Genomic DNA, 21852 nt, shown 5'->3' on the forward strand with positions numbered 1-21852 from the left:
ATTCATCCTTATGTCAACGCGAGCTTAATCAAAACGAGAAAGCCCAAACCGTAAGAAACCACATAGTTGGTATTGCGGATTACATGATTGCTTACATAGGTTAATGCGATGGTTCCCAAAAAACCACCCATTACAGCCCCAAGCGCCAATGGGATACCAATGCCCCAAGGTAAATTGTTATTGATTAAATCCACCAGCAAACTGGAAAAAGTCGTTTCGATCATGACTATGATTGATATTTTGACTGAATCTTTCACTGAAATATTGGTTAACACCATCAACAGCGTCACGATTAACAGTCCTCCGCCAATTCCGAGCAAACTAGCCATTAAACCAGAGAGGATGCCAATCAAAATATAATAGGGTAAGTTTTTCTTATGACTATCTTCATCAGCAGACTCGATGTGTGCGTCTGCGTTTTTTTCAGCAATCCGGAGTAAGTCGACATTCAAAAACATCAATCCGGCAAATATCAGTTGTAGCAAAACGGCCGGTATTAAATAAATCAAGTAAATACTGCCAATAAGTGCCGTAAATATACCCGGAATCATGATAGCAATGCAGGGTGTCCAGTCGATGCGACTGGTTCTATTTATCTGAATACCGCCAGTTAATGATGAGAAAAATACAGCCATCAGGCTGGCATCAACCGCTGTCATATAAGGAATTCCGGCAATTCCTAGGAACGGCATAATCATAACGCCTGCGCCAATGCCTAAAAAACCAGCAAAATACCCTGAAATAATTCCCCATAACAGGAAGATGAGAAACATTGATACAATCCTTGTTTATTATTATTATCACCCCAAAAACCGCATGAGATGTCGCCAGCATATAGCAATGTGCCGGCAAGGGGATTTCCCTCGTTTTGCTCATTATGACATAAGGGGTGAGCTGTTAGGGAGCGGCCCTCATTATTTTTTTAATTTTTTCTCAACATATCGTTCTTCCCAATCATCTCTAAAGATCCAAAATCCGCGGAAGAATGAAATGCCCTGGTAGATTAGAAACATCGCCCAGATAATCAACAACCACGTATAACTGTTGTTATACCTTGTCGGTAAAAAATGATTGATGAGTAGAAGCAAATTGACCATTGCAAAGAGAAGCAGGCTTTTATAAAAAGAGCGCAATTTACGTGCTTGTTTAGCCGCAATTTTTTTTTCTTTGGCAAGCTTTTCTTCGTCTGAACTCATGCTTATCAATTCCCAGTTTTATTTCTTTTTGGTTGTACTAGCTTTCTTATTGGTTGTACTAGCTTTTTTTGGGGTTGTACTAGCTTTCTTTTTACTTAGGCTTGCTTTCTTCTCTTTCTTGCCGGATATTTTTTGTTTGGTGAATTGATAGGCTTGTCGCATGGCTTCATTGCTCTTACGCCACCATTCCCGTAAATGAATTTTGCTACCCCATTTTTTGACGGTTTCTTTGGCCGTATCAATTGTCTTGGGTTGATTTTCAATGGATGCCAGACGCTTTTCAACTTTTTTAAGAGCCGATGCCACTTCACCCATATCATGATCGCAGTGGTGTAAAAAATGATCCAACGCCGTATTGATATAATCGCCAACCAGCATTCCTTCTTTTTTGGCAGCAGCAGTCACTTCATCACGGGTTTCTTTGGAAATACCTTTAATTGTCCACTTATCAGCAGCATTAACGTTAGGTTTTTTTGTGATTTTCTGCTCTGTCATGATGGCGTCCTTCATCTGAAAATTTAAAATATAATAAATTCAATACAGTTACTATTAATTTATAGTCAATATCTAGACAAATGCAAGAAGTTTACCATTTAAATATCAGGCGATTATTTACGCCTTCCTTTAACACCCATTATGGACAGGATTGTTCGAAATAGATCCCGGAAGAATTGTCGGACAACCTGACGAACAAGCGTATTTTTACTTGCTTTTTCAACCCAGGAAGGCTGTGATTTTTCTGCTTTTGAGGAGGGTTGCGGGGCCTTATCGCCTGGTTTTGGATGAGGGATGCCTGCTAGGATATCTTCCGCACTTCTTTGGTCAATTCGCTTCCCGTAACGAGCATTCAAGCTCGAAGCAACAACTAATTGACTCGCTTCATTATCCGTTAAAGCGCCCATACGCGATAGCGGAGGGCGGATACAGCACTGAATCAAGGGTGTAGGCTGACCTTTCGCATTTAATGCGCTGATTAACGCTTCACCTATTCCCAAGGATGTTAATAATTGTTCGGTATCATAGTCTTCTGATATGGGGAAGTTCTGAGCCACTAGTTTGATTGCCTTGCGATCTTTGGCTGTAAATGCGCGTAAACTATGCTGAATTTTCAAACCTAATTGCCCTAAAATTTGCTCAGGAATATCATTGGGGGTTTGCGTACAAAATAAGATACCAACCCCCTTTGACCGAATCAGCTTGACTACTGTTTCAGTCATATCCAGTAACGCTTTATTGGCTTGTTTAAATAACAGGTGTGCTTCATCGACAATAATCACGCATTTGGGCTTATCTAAATCGCCACATTCCGGCATATTAAGAAAAAGATCATTGAGTAATTTAAGCATAAATGTCGAAAACAATTGTGGTTGGCTTTGCAAGTTCATCAATCGAAGAATCGATAAGATACCTTGCCCTTGCTCATTCACACGCATTAAGTCATGAAAATCAAAGGCTGGTTCGCCAAAAAAATCATGCGCCCCTTGAGACTCTAGCTCAATTAATTTACGCATGATTGCTCCAAGGGACTCCCGAGAAACATGCCCGTATTGCTGCTGCAGGATAGTCTTCCCCTCATCACTTTGTGCCCATCGAATCATCGCTTTTAAATCATCGATTTCTATCAAAGGCCAGTCATTATCCTCTGCATATTGAAACAAAATAGTTAGGACGCCCGATTGCGCATCATTGGTTTCTAACAGGCGGCTAAACAGGAGGGAACCAAATGACTCGATGGTTGCACGCACAGGAATACCAATTTCTTGGGCATCAATAGTCAAGAGTTCGCAAGAGAATGCGCGCGGTTCAAAATCAAGCTGTAAGGACTGGCTTCTGGCAATCAGCGCTTCTTGACTTTGTCCTGGTTTCGTTAACCCCGACAAATCGCCTTTCATATCCATGGCTAAGACAGGCACACCTTGCAGGGATAATTGTTCACAGAGACCTTGGACGGTTTTTGTTTTCCCGCTTCCTGTTGCACCAGCTATTAGGCCATGACGATTTAAGGACTTAAGCACCAAATAGGCTGGCGCATCGGCGACAATGACATCATTGATCATAATATTGCCAAGGCGTATTGCTGGCAAATCGGGGCGCGCGTAGGCTTTTTTAAGGGCCTCGTTCATTGTAACTCCTAATCTCAACTAAATTGCCTAAACTAATTTTAGAACATATCCCATGACAAACGACTTCACCTAAATCTCACATCTTAGCTTTTCTGGGTGTTTTATCAAACGCGAAGATGTAAGTATTTGTAATAATGATGAATAATAATCACACTGCAGATTAATAAATTTAAAAACTGATTGAGTATAATTGGCCATTGAATACTTGAAAAAAGGTGCAGTTGTGAATTTCTAGGCGATTTCAGCATCAAACTCAGCAACACCACCAACCCATAAAAATGTGCCGAACAAAGAAACAATCGCTGGAAAATGCCTTGTTGATGAAGTTCAGCGATATAGTCGACCGGAAAGTTCATTAAGACTAAGGCAATAAACCAAATCCATAGATAATTGCTTTGTTCTGCTTTTTCTGCCGTATATAACAAGACAACAAATAACAAATAAAAATAATACATCCAACCAAAGGGACTTAAGATAATCATTAACACGAGTGCCAAGAGAAAGGAATAATGCCTCTCAAGTTGGCGTTGGAAAAGATAGAACAACAAAATGGGTGTGGCCACAACGAACCAAATAAGATGAAAAGGCCAAAGTTTGATATGGGTGTTATGAGAATCTATCCACAATCGGCCAATCACCCCGAAAAAAGAGGCATTCCAACTATCCCCATACCACAAGACACGAGACATCATGTCGGTATATTTGCCAAACAAGCCAATACCAAAAACAAGGACGGGGAGGAAAAAAAATATCACGCCAAAGAAGACATAATATGCCGCCAAACGATACTGGCGCTGCTGGATACAAAAGATTAACAACACGGCTGGGAAGAATTTACAAGCGGTAATATAGGCCCAACATAGGGCACAACGCTTAATCGCTTTTTTTTGGTAAAAGTAGTACCCCAATAATATCAAACAGGCGATAAAGGTGCCTATCTGGCCAATGGCCAACCCCATGATCGTACTAAAAGCAGTTAAATAGATAAAGATAAAATAAATGCGGTTCCGCTTCCAAAAATCCGAGGAGCAGCCATATCTCACCGCAAAATAAAAATTGCCAACAGCGCCCATGACCAAAAGCCAATACCAAACCACCTCAGCCACTTTATAAGAAAAAAAATGCAACGGCATTAAGCTGAACAAAAAAATAGGTGGATTGAGGTTGACCGGTAACTTTTTGGTGACGCCAAGAATTTTCACTTCGAGCACTTGATAGGGATTAATGCCATCCCATAAGGTATTTACGGCGGTGTAAAAGGAAGTAAAGTCAACGAGGAAACTATCCCTAGCAATGATCCAAGCAAAGGTAACATAAACCAGTAAAGCCCAAGCCAATCCGATGATGATGTATTTCGAATCGAGGTCAATCTTCCTAATCATCTGATTTCTACTTAGCATCCATTTGATACCCGTGCTTAGCGACCGTTTTCTACCTTAATGGACAGTTCAAGTTGAAACGTTGCCACTTTCTCTGCAGTCTGTTCAAAACCTGTGTATGCATTGACACGAACCATTTGGTTGATTCTTTTCTGCTCCTGTTGAGATTGCACAATCATATCAGCAACCATATCACCATCTTCGGAAACAAAATAGACTGCTTCATAAGGGCGCTTTAGGAAATCTGCATGAAACGATTTAAATGCCAAAGAAGCCTTTACCTTCGCTTTATCCGCATGATAAAAACCATGTAATCCGCCCGCTAAGTCTGCACCAACAGCTAAGACGCCAAAATACATGGAGTTCAGATGATTTTTATTTCGGCGCTTCAGGGGAATTCGCACAATTGCTTTTTGATCGTCAATTTGGATTAATTTAGGTTTTACATGACCGATTAAAGGAACTTTGAAATGGCCAAACATCCATAAGAAATACTTGAATCGTCCCAGAATACTCATGCTTTAGCCTCATCAATGACAATATTTGATATTATTTTTGTAACGCCGCCTATTTTATTAATTCGTTTTAATATAGCGCTTAATGCTCGCTCATTGGGTAACTTACCAGATAGGGTAACTTCCCCATTTTTGGTATGGGCATTGACACCTACCAAAGGAATAGACTCATCATCAAAGACTTTTGCTTTTAGCACAGCCGTTTCAACTCGGGCGGTAATATAAGCATCGGTAAAACCACTGTTCACTTTCGCTATCGCCAACTCATCGGTATCGACTTGCTTCACACCACGCGTGTTGACAGCAAGCCGCAACGCTTCAACAAAGGCTTCTTTACTGCGAACATCGCCACTTAGTTTGACGGTGCCTTTTTCCGTGGATACATGAATTTTTAATGGATTGAGTATACGGCTTTTAGTGAATTTAGCCGTAATGGTCGTGGTGATGACTGAATCACCGATGCCCTGTTCAATGGTCTTAAGCGAGGCATTTGCTTGGGCCATACCTAAACAAGTAACCGTTATGATATAAAATCCAATGACTAACAATCCACGCATAGACCTGTCTCCCCTTGTAAAAATTCAGTATATACCTAAGTGACGCAATAAAGCCAGCTTAGGCTATGTCTGTGGGTGCTAGGGCGATGCACAGATCTATGGTTTGTGGACACGCCCTAATAACAATCATCCAATTGATTTAATATTAAGCATTCATGCATTTTATGGTTTTTTTTTTGCCAATGCAAATAGATGGTTATCAATTTGCACTATTTTAACATTAGGAGTGGCTTTCAGGATTTTGCGCCCGTAAACGACGTTTGGTCATGGGATCGATGGTTAATGGTCTTAAAATTTCTATTCGGTCCCCAGCTTGCAGGGGAGTGTTTGCCGCCACAACTTGACCAAAAATAGCATAGGTTTGGCCGCTTAGATTGGGATAATGCTCGAATAACCCAGACATCTCTATCGCTAGCTGGACATTCGTTCCTTCGGGAACCTTCGTGCATAAATGGTATGGGGTTTGATCCTCATCAATATAGATGATTTCAACTGGTAACATAGATTGACTCTGCGCGTTCACAAAAGGCATCTACCATTTTGTTGGTGACTTGTTCAAAAACTGGTCCTAATAGCAGCGAAAGCATCTTGCCTGCAAACTCAAATTCTAAATCAAATGAAATTTTGCATCCTTCCTCCACTTGCTCAAAATGCCAAAATCCCTCAAGATGGCGAAAGGGTCCATCTACTAAACGAATTTCGATCATTCTATTTTTCTGTAGCCGATTACAAGTCGTAAATGATTTGCTCATGCCTGCCGCGGTAATCTCTAATGTGGCTTGTACCTCATCCTCATCACGATAATGGACGGTGCTTTTAGCACAGTAGGGTAAATATTGATCATAACTCTCAACCTGATCCACCAGATGAAACATTTGTTCACAAGTATAAGGGACAATTCGGCTTTTTTTGACAACCGTGGTCATACACTGACTCCTACCATCTGCTGGGAAAACCAGTTTTGCAAATCGGTGATTTCCTCAGGACAAACTGCATGTTCCATACGATAACTTTTCAAGACGGTATTGTTAAAGCCAAGGTACATTAAATGATCATGGCTTTGCTTTGTCCATGATGGTTGCACTAAGGGGTCCATTTGACCATAACCCATAAATACTGGTGTGGCTTTATTTAATTGAACCGTTAAGTTTTCGACACAAGGGATATATGCTGAGAGCGCAATCATGCCCCCAAGCTTACAATCCAGTTGTAAACCGGAATATAAAGCCATTGCACCGCCTTGAGAGAAGCCTGCGAGAAAGATATGCTCTCTACGAATACCTCGTTTCACTTGTTCAGCAACCACCGCGTTAATCTGTTCGCTGGATTGATGGACGCCTTCGCAGTCTTGGCGGGAGACAAGATCGCCGCCTAAAATATCGTACCATGCCGGCATTCTCATACCAGCATTGATGGTCACAGGCCTATCGGGCGCTTGTAGAAAAATTTGCCGAATTTTCTCATTTGGCCAAGCGATCGCCTGTGCTAAGCCTGCCATATCTTCATAACCAGCACCCAAACCATGCATCCAAATGACGACAAATTGGGCCTGTTGAGCCGGCTCAGAAACCACGAATTGCAAATGACTACTCCTAAATTTTAGTTAAAAGCGAGATTATCGCTAAACTTGCGTTGTTTATCAAGTGCGCATCCATTTACATTTATCGATCGATTGAGTAACCACTTTCGCTGTCACCCACGGTGTAATTGCATGCCCCCCTCAAAGCGAATAAAGTAAAGTAGTCGCATTTTCAAATAACTTAGGTATATAATTATGCTAACATTTATTAATCAATTAGTTATTATGCGTTTAGCATGTTGGGCGCTACTCCTGCTATCTCTTACCTCCTTATGTGCAGGTTGTGGCAAAAAAGGCCCGTTGTATTTACCCGAAAATGCGCACCAATCTCAAAAAGGTAGCCAATAATGCGCTTTGCAAAGATGCATGGCCTTGGTAACGATTTTATGGTTATTGATGGCGTACGACAGGATTTAACATTAAGCCCTGATATCATTCGTCAATGGTCACAACGCCATACGGGCGTTGGTTTTGATCAATGTTTAGTCGTTGAATCATCTAACCAACCGGGTATCGACTTTCACTACCGAATCTTTAATGCCGATGGCAATGAAGTCTATCAATGCGGCAACGGCGCCCGATGCTTGGCTCGGTTTATTCATATGACTGGCTTAAGTTCTAAAAATCCGATAATAGTTGCGACAAAAACGACGCAAATGCAATTAACGATCAACGAAGACAATCAGGTAGCAGTCCAGTTACCTCCGCCTAAATGGACGCCCGATGAAATCCCTTGTCTTGCGAATACTGAACAGGAACACTACGCAATTGACATCGATGGCCATCTTGTGACGTTTTATGCTGTTTCGGTGGGGAACCCTCACGCTGTTTTAACCGTGGAAGATATTAACAAAGCCCCTGTTGCCACCCTTGGCAAACAACTGAGCGAGCATGCCTTCTTTCCCAATCAAGTGAATGTCGGCTTTTTGCAAATTAGCCGCCCTGGCCAACTCCTGTTGCGTGTATACGAGCGAGGATGTGGCGAAACACAGGCTTGTGGCAGCGGGGCGATGGCAGCTGCTGTGGTTGCTAGGCGATACCTTCATCAACCCAAATCAATGACAGTCGTGTTACCAGGTGGCCAACTCACCATTGACCAGGAAGACCCACAGGCACCCATTACCATGACAGGGCCTGCCACCTTCGTTTATCAAGGGGAGCTGTTGTTATGAGAATTATCATTCTTGGCGCCGGCCAAGTTGGGGGCACCTTAGCCCATAATTTAGCTAAAGAAGATCACGATATCACCCTAGTTGATTTAAACGAATCTCGTCTACAAGCCCTTCAACACCGACTGGATATTCAAACAGTTCAAGGATCAGCGACGCACCCATCGGTTCTTATTGAAGCAGGGATAGAGCGCGCCGATATGCTTATCGCTGTGACCGATCATGATGAAATTAATATGATGGCCTGCCAAATTGCCTACAGCTTGTTTCGAACACCAGCCAAATTAGCGCGAATCCGATCACAAGATTATGATAATTATGAGCAAATATTTTGCAACGACCATATTCCCGTTGATGTGCGTATTAGCCCCGAAAAACTGGTGACTGAACACATTGAAAAGCTCATTAACTACCCTGGTGCCACTGAAGTATTAGAGTTTGGCGATGGCCAAGCTTTACTGGTTACCATTACCCCACAGCAAAATGGGATGATAGTTAATAAAACGGTGGCGGATCTGCATGAATCTTTTGCTCAAATTCATGCACGTGTGGTGGCGATTTTTCGTCAGGGGAAACCTGTTGTCATTGAAGAAAACACCCAAATAGAACCGAAAGACAGGGTGTTGTTCATTGCCTCGCCTGCGGCAATCCAACAAGTTTTGGTGGCGCTTGGCCGTTATACCCATCCCAATCGCCGCATCATTATTGCTGGAGGGGGACATATTGGCTCTAAACTCGCTTCCCGACTAGAAGATAAATATCGTATTAAAGTGCTCGATCACAACCACAGCTGCACCACTCGCTTAGCAAGCCAACTGCATAAAGCGACCGTTTTAGAAGGCGATATCGCTGACCGAGAGCTACTCCTAAATGAAAATATCGAATTTACGGATGTATTTTGTGCCGTAACGAATGATGATGAAGCCAATATCATGGCCTGCTTACAAGCAAAACAACTTGGCGTTCGCCACGCCATGGCGTTGGTAAATCATAAAGCGTATGTTGAGCTCATCGAAGACAGCCGCATTGATCACGCCATATCGCCCCAATTAGTCACCATTGGCTCCATCCTCGCTAAAATGCGTCGCGGCAATATGGTAAGAGTCTATCGCTTATCACTACAAGACGCAGAAGCCATTGAGTTGGTTGTCCAAGGCGATGAACTCACCTCTCAAGTAATCGGACGAAAATTAAGTCAATTACCGCTGCCCAATGGTTGCCATATCGCCACCATCCTGCGCAAAGGGGAATTGTTGTTTCCTGACCCGGATTTGGTGGTAGAGACAGCCGATCATTTGATTCTGTTGCTCTTTAAACAACGTTATTTAAGGGAGATTGAGTCATTGTTTCAGGTTAATTTAAGCTTTATGGCTTAAAATTAGTTATATACCCATGATCATTCAAAAAGAGGGGAATAGAATATGCCAAACCCATACACCCCAAGAAATGGCGATGACTTACATAACTATAATGCCTATCGGTACCTGCTTGCCCTAAAAAAAGCGCTTCAACCGCCAGAGCCCGTTAGCTCGCCATCTGAAAAAAATAGAAAACGTGTTGAGCATGCGCTTAGTTTTCTAGAATCTGTTAAAGAAGATCATTACGATCCAAGCTATTCCTACGGCAACTTATATTCCATAGCTCAACAAGATTTAGACGCCTATACGCCTCAAGAAAATGAAGATCCAAGGATCATTGCACTGATTGAAGCCATGTTTTTAAATGATAATTTTGCCCTTGAATCAACCTACAGCCTGATTAAAGAAGTCCTTGTGACAAATAACCAGGCAACCAGTGAGGCGGAGCATGGCATTACCCAAAGGCTTAATGAAGGAAGTAATCGCTCTGGAAACACCTATAATCCTCAAGCCATGGAAACACTTGGCAGTAAACTTTATGGCGTGATGGGTCCAACATTTGCACCACAACATACAACCAGTTTACCTTCCATTAGGCATTTCAATTACCAAAACGAAGATTCCCCCACGGAAATACGCATGGGTACTCAAGGGAAGTATAAAATGTGGGGACCAGAAGTATCCCATTTATTTAAAACATGGCTACAAATAAGAAACAAAAAAGACCCAGGGCCCAACGGCATAAGCCATATTTATTTTAATAACCTTGGCCGCGATCGCAGCAGCATTGAAGGAAATCGTGAAAAGAACCTGACCAATGAACTTGAGTCGCTGAATGATGAAGAAGGCATCGCCGTTATTACCTTGCCTGCCGATAAAGGGCTATTTTCTTCCAAGGACATTTTATCCACAGCCACTTATGACATCAAAGGCGCGTTTACTAAACAAGTGGTAGCGCTTATGAGTGGTCAACCTTCTGATATTGAAGTAAAAGATATACACATCCCTGACAAAATTAAAAAAATTATCTATAAAGATGAAAATGAAGCAGAAGTACTAGAAAGGCTTTTATCTAAGAGCTATGAAGCAATGGGACTGAAAGATCTTGGAGAAGACCAGCCACTTACCAAAGAACAAATGCAAGCGGTCTACTTCCATTTTCTTAAATTTGAGCTAACAAATTATATTCTAGAAGAAACAAAACCCAAATCGTTTAATATTTCTTGCAAAGACGGCATTGATAGAGCGGGTTCAGCCTCATTATTCTATAATTTGATGAAGTCAATTGAAGTAGGAAAACCCATGACCCAGGCGGAATTTGAGACAAACTTACATGGCCCCGCCACCTTAGTCAAAGGTCGAGGGATGAATAAACACCGGGAACGGGTTTGGAGTGCCGTCAATCAATACGTGGAGGCTAATTATAACCAGTTGGATACCAATGAAAATGCACGATGGATTATTCAATGGCGGGATATCAATGCGCCTTCAAAACGTCAAAATGAAATTTTTGAGAAACGATCACAGGCTATCTTAGATTCCATCCAAGGCGATGATGATGTTACTATTACGGTACGTGGCTTTATCACTGATTGTATCGAACTAAGCAAAGATAATCACTATAGCAAACGCTTCTTAATGGATATGATTTATGAAGCCAAATCGGTTGCCGTGGCAGCGAGGCAGCCAACCGGGGAAGAATCCGTCAAAAATGCACTAGCCCATATGGAAAGCCGCATTAAAGCTTACCCAGAGGAGATTAAAGAACTAAGCTTTATGGAAAAAGTTGGGCGGTTTTTCCAAAATATTGCCAACGCTATTTTTAAAACCCCTGCCTATCAAAGCACAAAAGAAAAATTCACTGATAAAAGCTCTGCGTCATTCAAAGAGTTTAAGGAACGAGCTCATCGGCTTGAACATCCTGAGAATATGTCCCCGGAAGTTGAAATAAACCCTGGAAACGAACTTAATCACTAGCTTTAACCACCAGCTCTGGAAAATATGACCTCTTTTTTGGTGTCATTCACAATGATGTTGTTCTATATCCGGCTATTTTTGCTTATAATAAGGATATAGCTTGATTGACTACTTTGAGTATTTCGTGTTTAACAAACCCAAACAGCAAAAGCCCATGGCCAAACCGCTGCCTTTAACCGATTTAACGGCAATAGCAAATAGCTCGGCGTTGCTTGCACTGAACAAACGACAAACACTGGTTGACGACATTAAAACACATATGAGTTGGCCTAAAAGTGAATTTGACCAATTTGCTCAGCCCGTGCTCGATCATTTCTTCAATTATTGTCAGCAATTACCCGAAAGCCAAATTAGCTTTTATGGCCATCCAGGTGGTTTGTTAGATTATTCCTTAAACCGATGCGAAGCAGCGATGGCTATCTTTCGAGGCTATTTAATTCCCGATGACCAAGGCGGTTATTCAGAAATCCAACGGTTATGGCAATATGCTTTATACAGTGCAGCGTTACTCAAAGGAATCGGCAAACTGTGGCTTGATTTTACGGTAAAAGTTTACGATGACAATGGCCATTTCCTTAGCGACTGGAATCCGTTATGTGAAAGCTTAGCGAGCAAAGGCAGTCATTACCAATACCATTTTGTCAAAAATACAGACGATGACTTTCGACGCCGATTAAATTTATTCATTGCCCGGCAAATCATGCCTGTCAGTGGATTCAATTGGATTGCCAGCAATGCAGAGGTTTTAGCGGCTTGGTTAGCGCTCCTCCATGAAGATCCTTATCGCGCAGGCACCTTGGGTTTGGTGCTCATTAATTCCGATGCCATTGCCATAAAACGATATTTGCATCGCTTGACTTTAGGAGGCGCCGCAGCGGGGACGGGCGGGCGAACGTTTAACCGTCTGGCCTCATTTAGCCATAAATCCAAAAATTCCTTGATAAAAGCTGAACAAGAAGTGGGTGTTGCCTTTATCGAATGGATGGTTCAATCCATCGAAAGTGGCAAATTAATGATTAACAAAGCCCCTCTCATGATGGTTCCTGGCGGATTAATTATGCATTCCGATATGTTTAAATACTTTATCCGCGAAAATCCGCATTTTAAAAATTGGCAAGCCATCGAAATGGGTTTATTAAACCTTGGCCTCCACCAAGTGGGCCCCAATGGTAAAACAAACCAGCGTTTTGAACTAAATAACGGGCAAAGCATCATTGATGGCATTGTGATTAAAGATTACGCCGTCCTTCTGCCTGAAAAAGCCCACGTGATGAATCCAAACACCGGCGAGACCTACCAGTTGTCGAGCACCGAGCTCATCAACCAGGCCCATAATTTAGCCTATTATGAAAAAATGGGCGCGGCTCCGACGGTTGCGCAAGTACAAGCCCTAAATAGCAAAGGGAATTGGCAGCAAGCAAGCTTAGAGGCTATTTCCTTAAAACCGGATCTCGTTCACCGTGGCTGATTATGTCATCGGGGATATTCAAGGTTGCTATGAGCCTTTAGTCCGGTTATTAGAGGTCATTGCATTTGATGAAAGCAATGACCGACTCATCTTTGTGGGGGATCTTGTTAACCGTGGACCAGATTCGTTAGCGGTGATTCGGTTTATCCAACAATTAACCTATCCGCCAGTAATAACCTTAGGCAACCATGACCTTCATTTACTTGCCCGCATCTTTACAAAAGAAGGCTGGCAGGGCACTGATGAAACCTTAACTGCAATATTAGAAGCAAACGATGTGGAAGACATTGGTCATTGGTTAAGAAAGCAATCAATTTTATATTACCACCAACCAACGGAGACGATCATTTGTCATGCGGGAATCGCCCCCTGTTGGGATTTGCCGACCGCCATCGCCAATGCAAGGGAATTAGAAATCTGTTTGTCTGGCGACTTTTTTATTGCCTTCCTTGAACAAATGTATGGAAATGAACCCAATGTTTGGGAAGAAACACTCGAGGGGGTCGATAGATTGCGTCTTATCACCAACTACTTTACCCGAATGCGCTTTTGTGACAAACAAGGCCATCCTCTATTGGATTTTAAGGGTAAAATAGACCAAGCTCCACCCGGGCATTATCCCTGGTTTTTAGTGCCAAACCGAGTACCAATTGACAAAGACATTGTTTTTGGCCATTGGGCTGCTCTTGAAGGGCATTGCCCGATTGCAAACATTCATGCTATCGATACCGGTTGTTTATGGGGAGGTAAGTTAACTGCGTTTCGTCTAGAGGATAAAAAGCGATTTACCTATCCCTCCTAACTATTGCTTGCTCCCATCCTGCGCTAGCTAACTGACTAAAATTTCTATCAATTTCCGATTATTCATGAATAAATCCAAGAATTAACCATCTTGCATCTTGTCAAACGATATGATTAAGATAGAATGAAATTGTCGCTTAATAGAAAATGCACCTGAGTAAGGATCAGGACGAACGAAGGCCCCAAGATTGAGGCAAAAAAGGGTTTAATGAGGGAGTTTTTCGTAAGTCCAGAGGATAATTGTTGCAAACGTATGCAGCATAATGTCGGTTGAAGGTATATCAGGGAGTAACGCCGATGGGAAATACTGCTATCGAACACGTACAGTGGGTTTTAGAACAGCCACTCGGCATAAAAGGACTAATGGAAGCTGCATCAAAAGTTGATTCAACCCAACTCCCTCCTATTTTAAAACAACCCTATTCAAAATTTAACAAAAGCCTTATTGATTGGCATCAATGTGCCAAAGATATCGCCAATATCCGAAGCCGCATTCATGAATATGAAGTGAAATCCCAACAAGCGAGCTTGCTGGCTGAACAATATCAATCGCAATTAAGTGACCCGGCTGGTTTAGAGCATTTAGGGAAATTACTGGCTTGGACGCAAACGTTGCAGCAAGAACATAATGGTAACCAAACACCCATCTTAATGGACACCTGGCAACAAAAGAGAGAATGTCTGGATGCAGGCAAGCAATTATTACAAAGCCATTTAAAGCTAATCGCCCAAAACATACTCGTCGAGCGTGTTCACAGGCTCCCCTTAGTGATTGCGAATTTATATAGTTTTGGCGTCAATACCACCCGAAATGACACCGTTGAAAAAATTGATGAATTATTAACGATCCATCAAAACAAACTCAAAGAACGCCAAACTCAACTGGAGGCGATCGACAAATTAGTCGTGCTTTTGCCATTGCATGAAAATCATCAAACCTTGATTGATAGAATTAATCAATTGAGAAAGAGAACCGCCGCTATTGCCGTTGAGCGAAACCTGATTGATGGAGAGCTACATAAACTTCAACCCATTGTTGAACAACATCCCCTTGCTTATGAGCAAGAAAAAGCGAACTTCGGTACCTTAGCTGGTGCCAATCAGTATTTTTCAGAATTGGTTGGAACACTTCTGGTTAAAATTAATTTAGCGGATAAAAATCTACTCGCATTTCAGTCCATTCAAAAATCATTACGACAGTACTTAAGCTTGAACCAAAGTAAAGACCAACTGACAGAGGAGTACAATAAATCGTTAGCCTCAATTGGTGAGTATGAAAACGCATTACACGATCTCAAATTAGAATTACAGAAAAAAGGGGTAGAGGACTTTAGTAGTTATGGACTGCTTGAAAAAACAAAAGAGCAGCTTGCCACCATTGACCCAGATTTTAATTACAGCCATATCAGTATTTTAATGGTTAAACAACGCGTCGAGCAGCTAAGGCAAACTTATGCAAAAGATAGGGAAGCCCTACAAACCATTGTACCCGATCTAAATACGCTCAAAAACGAATTACTGAGTATTCGCGTTATTCGAGAACACCATGGCATCACAGCCACAAATGAAGAATTATCCCAGGGCTATCCCTGGCAATCACCTCATTCTTTGAATTTAGAGGAAACCTCACTGAAACTTAATGCTATTTCCAAAGCAATCCCAGATATTGAATCATTGTGCTGGTATGAGCGCGATCTTCAAAAGACGCTAGAAGCCATCCAACAGAGCGATGAATCAAGTCAATCGCTTACTAAAGAGCTTACCGATAAACAAAATCTCCTATCAACGCTTGAGCAACAGGTGAATGAGGCACAAAAATCGAGTAAATCGGCTATGGAAAAAGCCAAGAAAGTGCTGGCAAAGAAAACGAATACCGATACGAAAGCGGAGACTGGCCAACATGAGCAAGCGAAAATCAACGTGACTTCAGCCAACTTATGGCAAGACTTTTTAGCACCGCTTATTAAATCACAATCAACAGAAATGCAATCTTTTATAACAACGTGCTGCGATAAAGAACGGATGAATGCCTTATCAAAAACCCAACAGCTTCAATTTGAGCAGTTATGTCACGACATCTATATCGAGTTAAAACATGCCGATAATAAAGATAATGATGTATTGTTAGTGTATAAAGCCACCTATAGTGAAGCCAATGGGTTAGAAAAATTATTGAGCTTAAAACCAGCAATCGCTATTGATGACCAAAATAAACTCCCGAGCCTAACCAATAAAACAGTCAATCAAGCATTGGAAACGCTTCAACAATATGCTGCGAAAGAAAAAGGAAAAATGGGAGATATCCTTTTGCAAATACACCATCAACTACACTATCTTGCCTGGCAAGGGGAACATAACCGCATTGATGCTAGTTTTATCGAGCAACTGCAACGACAGTTTACCAACGACCCGCGTTATCAATGTTTAAAACTAAGCAAACATTATGAGTCTATCATTGATTGGTTATACGGCATTTGCCAACTAATTAAACAATTATTGGTTAAACCAGCCAACCCCATTTATCACTATGGGTTATTTAGCAAACAGCCGGCTTATTTAGAGCAAGCAACCCATATCAGTCAAGCCATCGCTGCTTCTGCCTGATAAGTAACTTCCTTCACTTGTCACTCTCCCCAAACATGGGGGATCACCATACTGGACGAACTGATACGTGCCCGTGTGCGTGCCCGTGCCCGCGCCCGGCTTTATAGAATTAATTAAGATAACCTTTGAGCTTGAAGTAGCACACCGAAAAATAGTTAGCTGTGCCCATTAACAACCGGGCACGGGCTCAGGCACGCTAACGGGCACGTATCAATTCGGATATTTATCCTGTAACTAGCGTTGAGATGCTAAAAACTAGCATTTTGAAGCATCTTGGGTATATAATCATGCCTTTTTGAACAACTTTTAAAACGTTATGACAAAAGCACGAAAATTATTGGTAACCAGTGCCTTGCCCTATGCCAATGGCCATCTTCATTTGGGGCATTTGGTGGAACACATTCAAACAGATATTTGGGTCCGATCCCATAAAATGTTAGGTCATAACTGCATTGCAATCTGCGGTGATGACGCCCATGGCACACCCATCATGTTAAAAGCTGAAGGGCTGGGCATATCCCCGGAAGAATTAACGGAACAAATGCGTGCTTCCCATGAAGCGGATTTTGCCGCTTTTTCGATTAACTATGACAGTTATCACACTACCCACAGTGAAGAAAATAAAGTATTGGTGGAAGATATTTATAAAAAATTAAAAGCCCGCGGTGATATCGTTGAAAAAACGATTTCTCAAGCATTTGATCCTGAAAAGCAAATGTTTTTACCCGACCGCTTTATTAAAGGGACCTGTCCTCGTTGTAAAGCACCCGATCAATACGGGGATAATTGCGAGTCGTGTGGGGCAACCTATGACCCAACGGAACTCATTGATCCTTACTCCGTGTTATCGGGAGCGACTCCCGTTGAAAAAGACACAGTTCACTATTTTTTTGACTTACCCAAATATGAAGATCTGCTAAAAAAGTGGATGGCACAGGGCGCACTACAAAACGAAGTAACCAACAAACTCGATGAGTGGTTTGAAAATGGGTTAAGACAATGGGATATCTCGCGCGATGCCCCTTATTTTGGCTTCCCAATCCCAGGCACCGAGAATAAATATTTTTATGTGTGGATGGACGCACCCGTCGGTTATATGTCCAGCTTCAAAAAATATTGTGACAAACATGCTGTTGATTTTGACCAGTATTGGGGCGAAGGCAGTGACGTAGAGCTTTATCACTTTATTGGTAAAGATATTGTTTACTTTCATGCCTTATTCTGGCCTGCCGTCTTACATGGCAGTGGTTATCGAATGCCGACGGCTTTGTATGCCCATGGCTTTTTAACGGTTAACGGTCAAAAGATGTCCAAATCGCGTGGGACTTTTATTGAAGCACGCGACTATTTGGCTCACTTAAACCCCGCCTACTTACGTTATTATTTTGCTGCAAAACTTAACGGACGAGTCGATGATATCGATTTAAATTTTGACGATTTTAGTAATCGTGTCAATGCTGATTTGGTTGGAAAAGTGATTAATATCGCCAGCCGATGCGCCGGATTTATCAATAAACGTTTTCAAGGTCAATTAAGTAGCACCTTGGCCGCCCCCGATTTATATGCCCGATTATTAGAAAATAAAACCAAGATCATCGATGCTTATATCAGCCGCGATTATGCAAAAGCGGTGCGCTTTATTATGGAAGGGGCAGATGCCGTCAATCAATACATTGACCACCACAAGCCCTGGGTGATGGCCAAAGATGATGCACAACTGCCACAGGTTCAAGGTGTCTGTTCGATGGGCCTTGAAGCGTTTCGTATATTAATGGCTTACTTAAAGCCCATATTACCCGATATGGCCAATGAAGTTGAGCAATTCCTCCAATGCGAACCCTTATCCTGGCAAACGATCGATCAACCTTTGCTGGCTCATACCATCAACCCATTTAAACCCCTTTTAAATCGGGTTGAAAAAGAAGCGATTGAGAGATTGTTAAGTCGATGAGTTTAGTTGAAGAGCTTGATAAGGTATTACCACAGACCCAATGTGAGGAATGTGGCTTTCCAGGATGTAAGCCCTACGCACAAGCGATTGCCGCTGGCACGATCAGCATTGATAAATGCCCGCCCGGTGGCCAAGAAACGGTCAAGGCACTCGCCAAAATCCTGGATAGGGATCCCACCCCTTACTTGCTCAACGCAAAAGCCAATCAACGGCCAGCAGCCGTGGCTAAAATTCGTGAACAAGAATGCATCGGCTGCACCAAGTGTATCCAAGCCTGCCCCGTGGATGCCATTATCGGCGGTGCCAAACACATGCATGCCATCATCCCCCATGAATGCACAGGATGCCAATTATGTGTGGAACCTTGCCCTGTCGACTGTATTGATATTCTCCCGGTGGAGAAAGAAAATTATCAACGTGACATTGCTCGAAAAAGGCACCATTCAAGGCAAGTTAGGCATTTACGTCAAGCACATGAAAAAGAATTACATTACCAACAGAAACGACACATCGCGGCTGAATCATCGGATAGTCAAAGCGATAAAGCAGCCAAGAAGGCTTATATTTTAGAAGCATTAGCACGAGTCAAAGCAAAAAAATATGAATAAGGACAAGCGAAGACAAATTTTTGAGCGATTCCAAGCCCAAAACCCTCACCCAACCACGGAACTGCAATACAAAACGCCTTTTGAATTACTCATTGCTGTTATCTTGTCTGCTCAAGCAACGGATGTGGGCGTGAACAAAGCAACCGCCAAATTATTTCCCATCGCCAATACGCCTGCTTCGATTCTAGCCCTAGGGGAAGAAAAGCTAAAAACGTATATTAAAACCATTGGGTTATTTAATAGCAAAGCAGCCAATATCATGCAAACGTGCCAGCAACTTATCGATAAACACCAAGGGGTTGTACCCGATACGCGTGAAGCATTGGAGGCATTACCTGGCGTGGGACGAAAAACAGCCAATGTGGTTTTAAATACCGCCTTTGGGCAACCAACCATGGCCGTTGATACCCATATTTTTCGCGTATCCAACCGCACAGGGATAGCAAAAGGGAAAACACCTTTAGAGGTTGAAAAAAATTTACTTAAAAATATCGATAAAACATTCCTTCAAGATGCCCATCATTGGCTTATTTTACATGGCCGTTATGTCTGTATCGCAAGAAAACCCAAATGCAGGTCTTGCATTATTTGTGATTTATGTGAATATAAGCATAAGACAGATGGTGTTTAAAGTGGTTACATTGCCTTTTTAACCAGTTAGTCGTTAACTTGTTTATCAGGGAAGTACTAGGTACCGTCCGGAAAGTTTCGCTCCTAGCGAAACGCTAGGATGGTTCCCTAAGTTAAATACCAAAAACAAAGGAGATGTATATGGGATGGGGAGACACTGCCTATAATTGGTTGAAAAGAGGAACCAGTTTTGTAGCCAATACCGCTTGGAATGTCTTGGAAAGTATTAATACTGTCCCAAGTGTCGCCTGGGAGTATGTTGCCAACCCCAAAGCTCGCCAAATCAGTCTTAGCCTCCTCCACATTATTGCCGAAGATCTCCTTCCTTTTGTACTGCTTAATCAGACCTTGTCGAGTTTTCAACAATACATTGATGACACCAGTGAAGAAAATCCCCACGCTTGGCTCAGTTATTTTACCCTGCAAGCTGTCAGCACCCTCATGCAATCGTCTTTTTTTCTTTATAAATTTCGCCAAAAGCAACGACTTGCTGCACGCACAGGCGTGTTAACCATACAGAATAATAACCTTGATATTCGTAAAACAGATAAGTTTGAAATCTGTGACGATTGCCCTGGCATGAGTTATGTCACCGGCAGCGTCCGTGATTTAGGCGTTTTTTACTTAACTGAATTGGGCATCGTTCTAATTAGTTATATCCCCGTAGTTGGTAATGCAGCGTCAACAATTTTCTCAATTTACCATAAAGGGCGATACGCTTTGGCTGCAGCGACACCGGAGATGTGCCCACGCCATCGCCAAAAATATGTCAATGATAACCCTTCATTAGCACTTTCTTTAGGATTGTTCCAGCATGGCAGTGTTTGGACTGCAAGCCAACTGACCAGTTGGATGAGCAACATGCCTGCAAATGAAGTTGCCAAAATGATTGATTTATTATTCATGTTACCGACGGTTTCGGTGGCAGCAAAGCGAGATCTCCCTGCGCCAAATGACAATGACACCAATCTATTGCTTGATCCATTGGCAGCGTATGAAAACGTCATGGCATGGTGGATAACAGTTGGATTGAAGGGGCTAAAAAGTGAACTCCCTAAACTGCTTAAGGGCCCAAAGGCTGTGATTGATTGGGCATCCATGCAACAATATTATGAATCGCTATCAAAACATCCTGCAACAAAATTTGCTAAATACTTATTCATCAGTGATATTTTTCACAGTATTCCACGCTTAAAACAAGATCCTGTGATTAAGCAATTTTGGACCCAGTTATGTACGTCTTTAGCTGATATTGCCGAAGGCATTGTTGACTGGGGCAAAAGCCCTTCCATCAATTTATTAGCTTATAATAAAAAAACAACCGATATGAGCGCAAAAGTCGTCAATTGGTACAAAGGATACCCTAAGAGCTTAGTAAAAATAGCCGCTACAGCCATAACCAATAAAGCGGTTCAAGATTGGCTTCTTGACTTTGCTCGGTTGCTGCGGAAAGAACAAGCGCTTCTTGCCTCCGATTCAAGCAATTTTTTTATACAACAAGCCCAGACCTTAGGATTATTGATTGAGCGATGCATGCAAGTGAATCATAGCGATGCGAATCAAGCCGCATTGATCCTTTTTGAAGGGATGTTGTCATCGGCAAAACCCATGCGTAATTTACTGATTACCCCCCCCAAAAATAGACCGGCTAATCCGTTTATACCGCCATCTTCTCTAACCGACAAACCACTCGCCCTCAGCCAACGTCCGCATCTTCGCCCTGTTCCTGAAAAAGGGGATGAGGTTGAGCATGAACCACCCAAACCGTCAGAATTGTCATCCCTCGTATCTGGGAAGAAACCGGATGAATTCGAAGAACCCCTGCGGTTAAAATTTGAATAAGATCGCGCCTTATATCGAATCGGTAACGCAGACGGTAATGCAAACGTTCACGTAAAACCATCAATGCAACGTTGAACGCACTGAAAATTCACATT

At 42.2% G+C, this 21852-nt stretch carries 21 protein-coding genes; 11 read left to right on the forward strand and 10 right to left on the reverse strand.

The window, feature by feature from the left end; translation table 11 throughout:
* Positions 1-8: 8 nt before the first annotated feature.
* The 10 genes from AB3348_RS10300 to AB3348_RS10345 all read right to left on the reverse strand — a co-directional run bounded on the left by AB3348_RS10300 (position 9) and on the right by AB3348_RS10345 (position 7343).
* On the reverse strand, positions 9-773 hold the full coding sequence (locus AB3348_RS10300; RefSeq protein ID WP_367607531.1) for a sulfite exporter TauE/SafE family protein: 765 nt from the start codon (positions 771-773) through the stop codon (positions 9-11).
* A gap of 141 nt (positions 774-914) precedes the next feature.
* Positions 915-1196 carry a 2TM domain-containing protein gene (locus AB3348_RS10305; protein ID WP_367607532.1) on the reverse strand — a complete coding sequence of 94 codons (282 nt, stop codon included), beginning with the start codon at positions 1194-1196 and terminating at the stop codon, positions 915-917.
* An 18-nt stretch (positions 1197-1214) separates the two neighbouring features.
* Complete coding sequence (locus tag AB3348_RS10310; protein ID WP_367607533.1) at positions 1215-1691, reverse strand: hypothetical protein; 477 nt, start codon at positions 1689-1691, stop codon at positions 1215-1217.
* Positions 1692-1804: 113 nt separating this feature from the next.
* The gene (locus tag AB3348_RS10315) at positions 1805-3319 is read right to left on the reverse strand and encodes a helicase HerA-like domain-containing protein (protein WP_367607534.1); all 1515 of its coding nucleotides are present in this window, start codon (positions 3317-3319) and stop codon (positions 1805-1807) included.
* Positions 3320-3423: 104 nt separating this feature from the next.
* Positions 3424-4701 carry a glycosyltransferase family 87 protein gene (locus AB3348_RS10320; protein WP_367607535.1) on the reverse strand — a complete coding sequence of 426 codons (1278 nt, stop codon included), beginning with the start codon at positions 4699-4701 and terminating at the stop codon, positions 3424-3426.
* A gap of 35 nt (positions 4702-4736) precedes the next feature.
* Positions 4737-5216 carry a PaaI family thioesterase gene (locus AB3348_RS10325; RefSeq protein ID WP_367607536.1) on the reverse strand — a complete coding sequence of 160 codons (480 nt, stop codon included), beginning with the start codon at positions 5214-5216 and terminating at the stop codon, positions 4737-4739.
* Positions 5213-5770 (reverse strand): BON domain-containing protein, encoded by a 558-nt coding sequence (locus AB3348_RS10330; RefSeq protein ID WP_367607537.1) that lies wholly within the window; start codon positions 5768-5770, stop codon positions 5213-5215. Before AB3348_RS10330 ends, AB3348_RS10325 begins: the two co-directional genes overlap by 4 nt.
* A gap of 220 nt (positions 5771-5990) precedes the next feature.
* Entirely contained in the window at positions 5991-6272 is a 282-nt protein-coding gene (locus AB3348_RS10335; RefSeq protein WP_367607538.1) for an RnfH family protein, read from the reverse strand.
* Positions 6259-6696 carry a type II toxin-antitoxin system RatA family toxin gene (locus AB3348_RS10340; RefSeq protein ID WP_367607539.1) on the reverse strand — a complete coding sequence of 146 codons (438 nt, stop codon included), beginning with the start codon at positions 6694-6696 and terminating at the stop codon, positions 6259-6261. The genes AB3348_RS10335 and AB3348_RS10340 overlap by 14 nt, the downstream gene beginning before the upstream one ends.
* Positions 6693-7343: an alpha/beta hydrolase gene (locus AB3348_RS10345; protein WP_367607624.1), complete on the reverse strand. Its 651-nt coding sequence runs from the start codon at positions 7341-7343 to the stop codon at positions 6693-6695. The genes AB3348_RS10340 and AB3348_RS10345 overlap by 4 nt, the downstream gene beginning before the upstream one ends.
* A 231-nt stretch (positions 7344-7574) precedes the next feature.
* On the opposite strand from AB3348_RS10345, the gene AB3348_RS10350 reads away from it, so the two are divergent.
* From AB3348_RS10350 to AB3348_RS10400, 11 genes are all read left to right on the forward strand, one after another.
* Positions 7575-7697 carry a lipoprotein gene (locus tag AB3348_RS10350; protein ID WP_367607625.1) on the forward strand — a complete coding sequence of 41 codons (123 nt, stop codon included), beginning with the start codon at positions 7575-7577 and terminating at the stop codon, positions 7695-7697.
* Positions 7697-8521: a diaminopimelate epimerase gene (gene dapF, locus AB3348_RS10355; RefSeq protein ID WP_367607540.1), complete on the forward strand. Its 825-nt coding sequence runs from the start codon at positions 7697-7699 to the stop codon at positions 8519-8521. Before AB3348_RS10350 ends, dapF begins: the two co-directional genes overlap by 1 nt.
* Entirely contained in the window at positions 8518-9894 is a 1377-nt protein-coding gene (gene trkA, locus AB3348_RS10360) for a Trk system potassium transporter TrkA (RefSeq protein ID WP_367607541.1), read from the forward strand. Before dapF ends, trkA begins: the two co-directional genes overlap by 4 nt.
* A gap of 45 nt (positions 9895-9939) precedes the next feature.
* On the forward strand, positions 9940-11853 hold the full coding sequence (locus tag AB3348_RS10365; RefSeq protein WP_367607542.1) for a hypothetical protein: 1914 nt from the start codon (positions 9940-9942) through the stop codon (positions 11851-11853).
* Between the two features lie 100 nt (positions 11854-11953).
* On the forward strand, positions 11954-13321 hold the full coding sequence (locus tag AB3348_RS10370; protein WP_367607543.1) for a TraI domain-containing protein: 1368 nt from the start codon (positions 11954-11956) through the stop codon (positions 13319-13321).
* On the forward strand, positions 13314-14123 hold the full coding sequence (locus AB3348_RS10375; RefSeq protein ID WP_367607544.1) for a symmetrical bis(5'-nucleosyl)-tetraphosphatase: 810 nt from the start codon (positions 13314-13316) through the stop codon (positions 14121-14123). Before AB3348_RS10370 ends, AB3348_RS10375 begins: the two co-directional genes overlap by 8 nt.
* A 296-nt stretch (positions 14124-14419) precedes the next feature.
* The gene (locus AB3348_RS10380; protein ID WP_367607545.1) at positions 14420-16726 is read left to right on the forward strand and encodes a hypothetical protein; all 2307 of its coding nucleotides are present in this window, start codon (positions 14420-14422) and stop codon (positions 16724-16726) included.
* Between the two features lie 316 nt (positions 16727-17042).
* Positions 17043-18677: a methionine--tRNA ligase gene (gene metG / locus AB3348_RS10385; RefSeq protein WP_367607546.1), complete on the forward strand. Its 1635-nt coding sequence runs from the start codon at positions 17043-17045 to the stop codon at positions 18675-18677.
* Positions 18674-19285 (forward strand): electron transport complex subunit RsxB, encoded by a 612-nt coding sequence (gene rsxB / locus AB3348_RS10390; RefSeq protein ID WP_367607547.1) that lies wholly within the window; start codon positions 18674-18676, stop codon positions 19283-19285. Before metG ends, rsxB begins: the two co-directional genes overlap by 4 nt.
* Complete coding sequence (gene nth, locus AB3348_RS10395) at positions 19278-19916, forward strand: endonuclease III (RefSeq protein ID WP_367607548.1); 639 nt, start codon at positions 19278-19280, stop codon at positions 19914-19916. Before rsxB ends, nth begins: the two co-directional genes overlap by 8 nt.
* 140 nt (positions 19917-20056) lie before the next feature.
* Positions 20057-21757: a hypothetical protein gene (locus AB3348_RS10400; protein ID WP_367607549.1), complete on the forward strand. Its 1701-nt coding sequence runs from the start codon at positions 20057-20059 to the stop codon at positions 21755-21757.
* The last annotated feature ends 95 nt before the right edge of the window (positions 21758-21852 follow it).

Source organism: Legionella sp. W05-934-2 (assembly GCF_964199965.1).
Taxonomy (GTDB): domain Bacteria; phylum Pseudomonadota; class Gammaproteobacteria; order Legionellales; family Legionellaceae; genus JAFIFT01.

Excerpts from the sequence above, each read along its gene's own strand:
- AB3348_RS10330 (WP_367607537.1), bottom strand. The coding sequence starts at position 5,770 with ATGCGTGGATTGTTAGTCATTGGATTTTATATCATAACGGTTACTTGT.
- dapF (WP_367607540.1), top strand. The coding sequence starts at position 7,697 with ATGCGCTTTGCAAAGATGCATGGCCTTGGTAACGATTTTATGGTTATT.
- AB3348_RS10310 (WP_367607533.1), bottom strand. The coding sequence starts at position 1,691 with ATGACAGAGCAGAAAATCACAAAAAAACCTAACGTTAATGCTGCTGAT.
- AB3348_RS10315 (WP_367607534.1), bottom strand. The coding sequence starts at position 3,319 with ATGAACGAGGCCCTTAAAAAAGCCTACGCGCGCCCCGATTTGCCAGCA.
- AB3348_RS10300 (WP_367607531.1), bottom strand. The coding sequence starts at position 773 with ATGTTTCTCATCTTCCTGTTATGGGGAATTATTTCAGGGTATTTTGCT.
- AB3348_RS10365 (WP_367607542.1), top strand. The coding sequence starts at position 9,940 with ATGCCAAACCCATACACCCCAAGAAATGGCGATGACTTACATAACTAT.
- AB3348_RS10320 (WP_367607535.1), bottom strand. The coding sequence starts at position 4,701 with ATGATTAGGAAGATTGACCTCGATTCGAAATACATCATCATCGGATTG.
- trkA (WP_367607541.1), top strand. The coding sequence starts at position 8,518 with ATGAGAATTATCATTCTTGGCGCCGGCCAAGTTGGGGGCACCTTAGCC.
- metG (WP_367607546.1), top strand. The coding sequence starts at position 17,043 with ATGACAAAAGCACGAAAATTATTGGTAACCAGTGCCTTGCCCTATGCC.
- rsxB (WP_367607547.1), top strand. The coding sequence starts at position 18,674 with ATGAGTTTAGTTGAAGAGCTTGATAAGGTATTACCACAGACCCAATGT.
- AB3348_RS10380 (WP_367607545.1), top strand. The coding sequence starts at position 14,420 with ATGGGAAATACTGCTATCGAACACGTACAGTGGGTTTTAGAACAGCCA.
- nth (WP_367607548.1), top strand. The coding sequence starts at position 19,278 with ATGAATAAGGACAAGCGAAGACAAATTTTTGAGCGATTCCAAGCCCAA.
- AB3348_RS10305 (WP_367607532.1), bottom strand. The coding sequence starts at position 1,196 with ATGAGTTCAGACGAAGAAAAGCTTGCCAAAGAAAAAAAAATTGCGGCT.
- AB3348_RS10325 (WP_367607536.1), bottom strand. The coding sequence starts at position 5,216 with ATGAGTATTCTGGGACGATTCAAGTATTTCTTATGGATGTTTGGCCAT.
- AB3348_RS10340 (WP_367607539.1), bottom strand. The coding sequence starts at position 6,696 with ATGACCACGGTTGTCAAAAAAAGCCGAATTGTCCCTTATACTTGTGAA.
- AB3348_RS10350 (WP_367607625.1), top strand. The coding sequence starts at position 7,575 with ATGCGTTTAGCATGTTGGGCGCTACTCCTGCTATCTCTTACCTCCTTA.
- AB3348_RS10335 (WP_367607538.1), bottom strand. The coding sequence starts at position 6,272 with ATGTTACCAGTTGAAATCATCTATATTGATGAGGATCAAACCCCATAC.
- AB3348_RS10400 (WP_367607549.1), top strand. The coding sequence starts at position 20,057 with ATGGGATGGGGAGACACTGCCTATAATTGGTTGAAAAGAGGAACCAGT.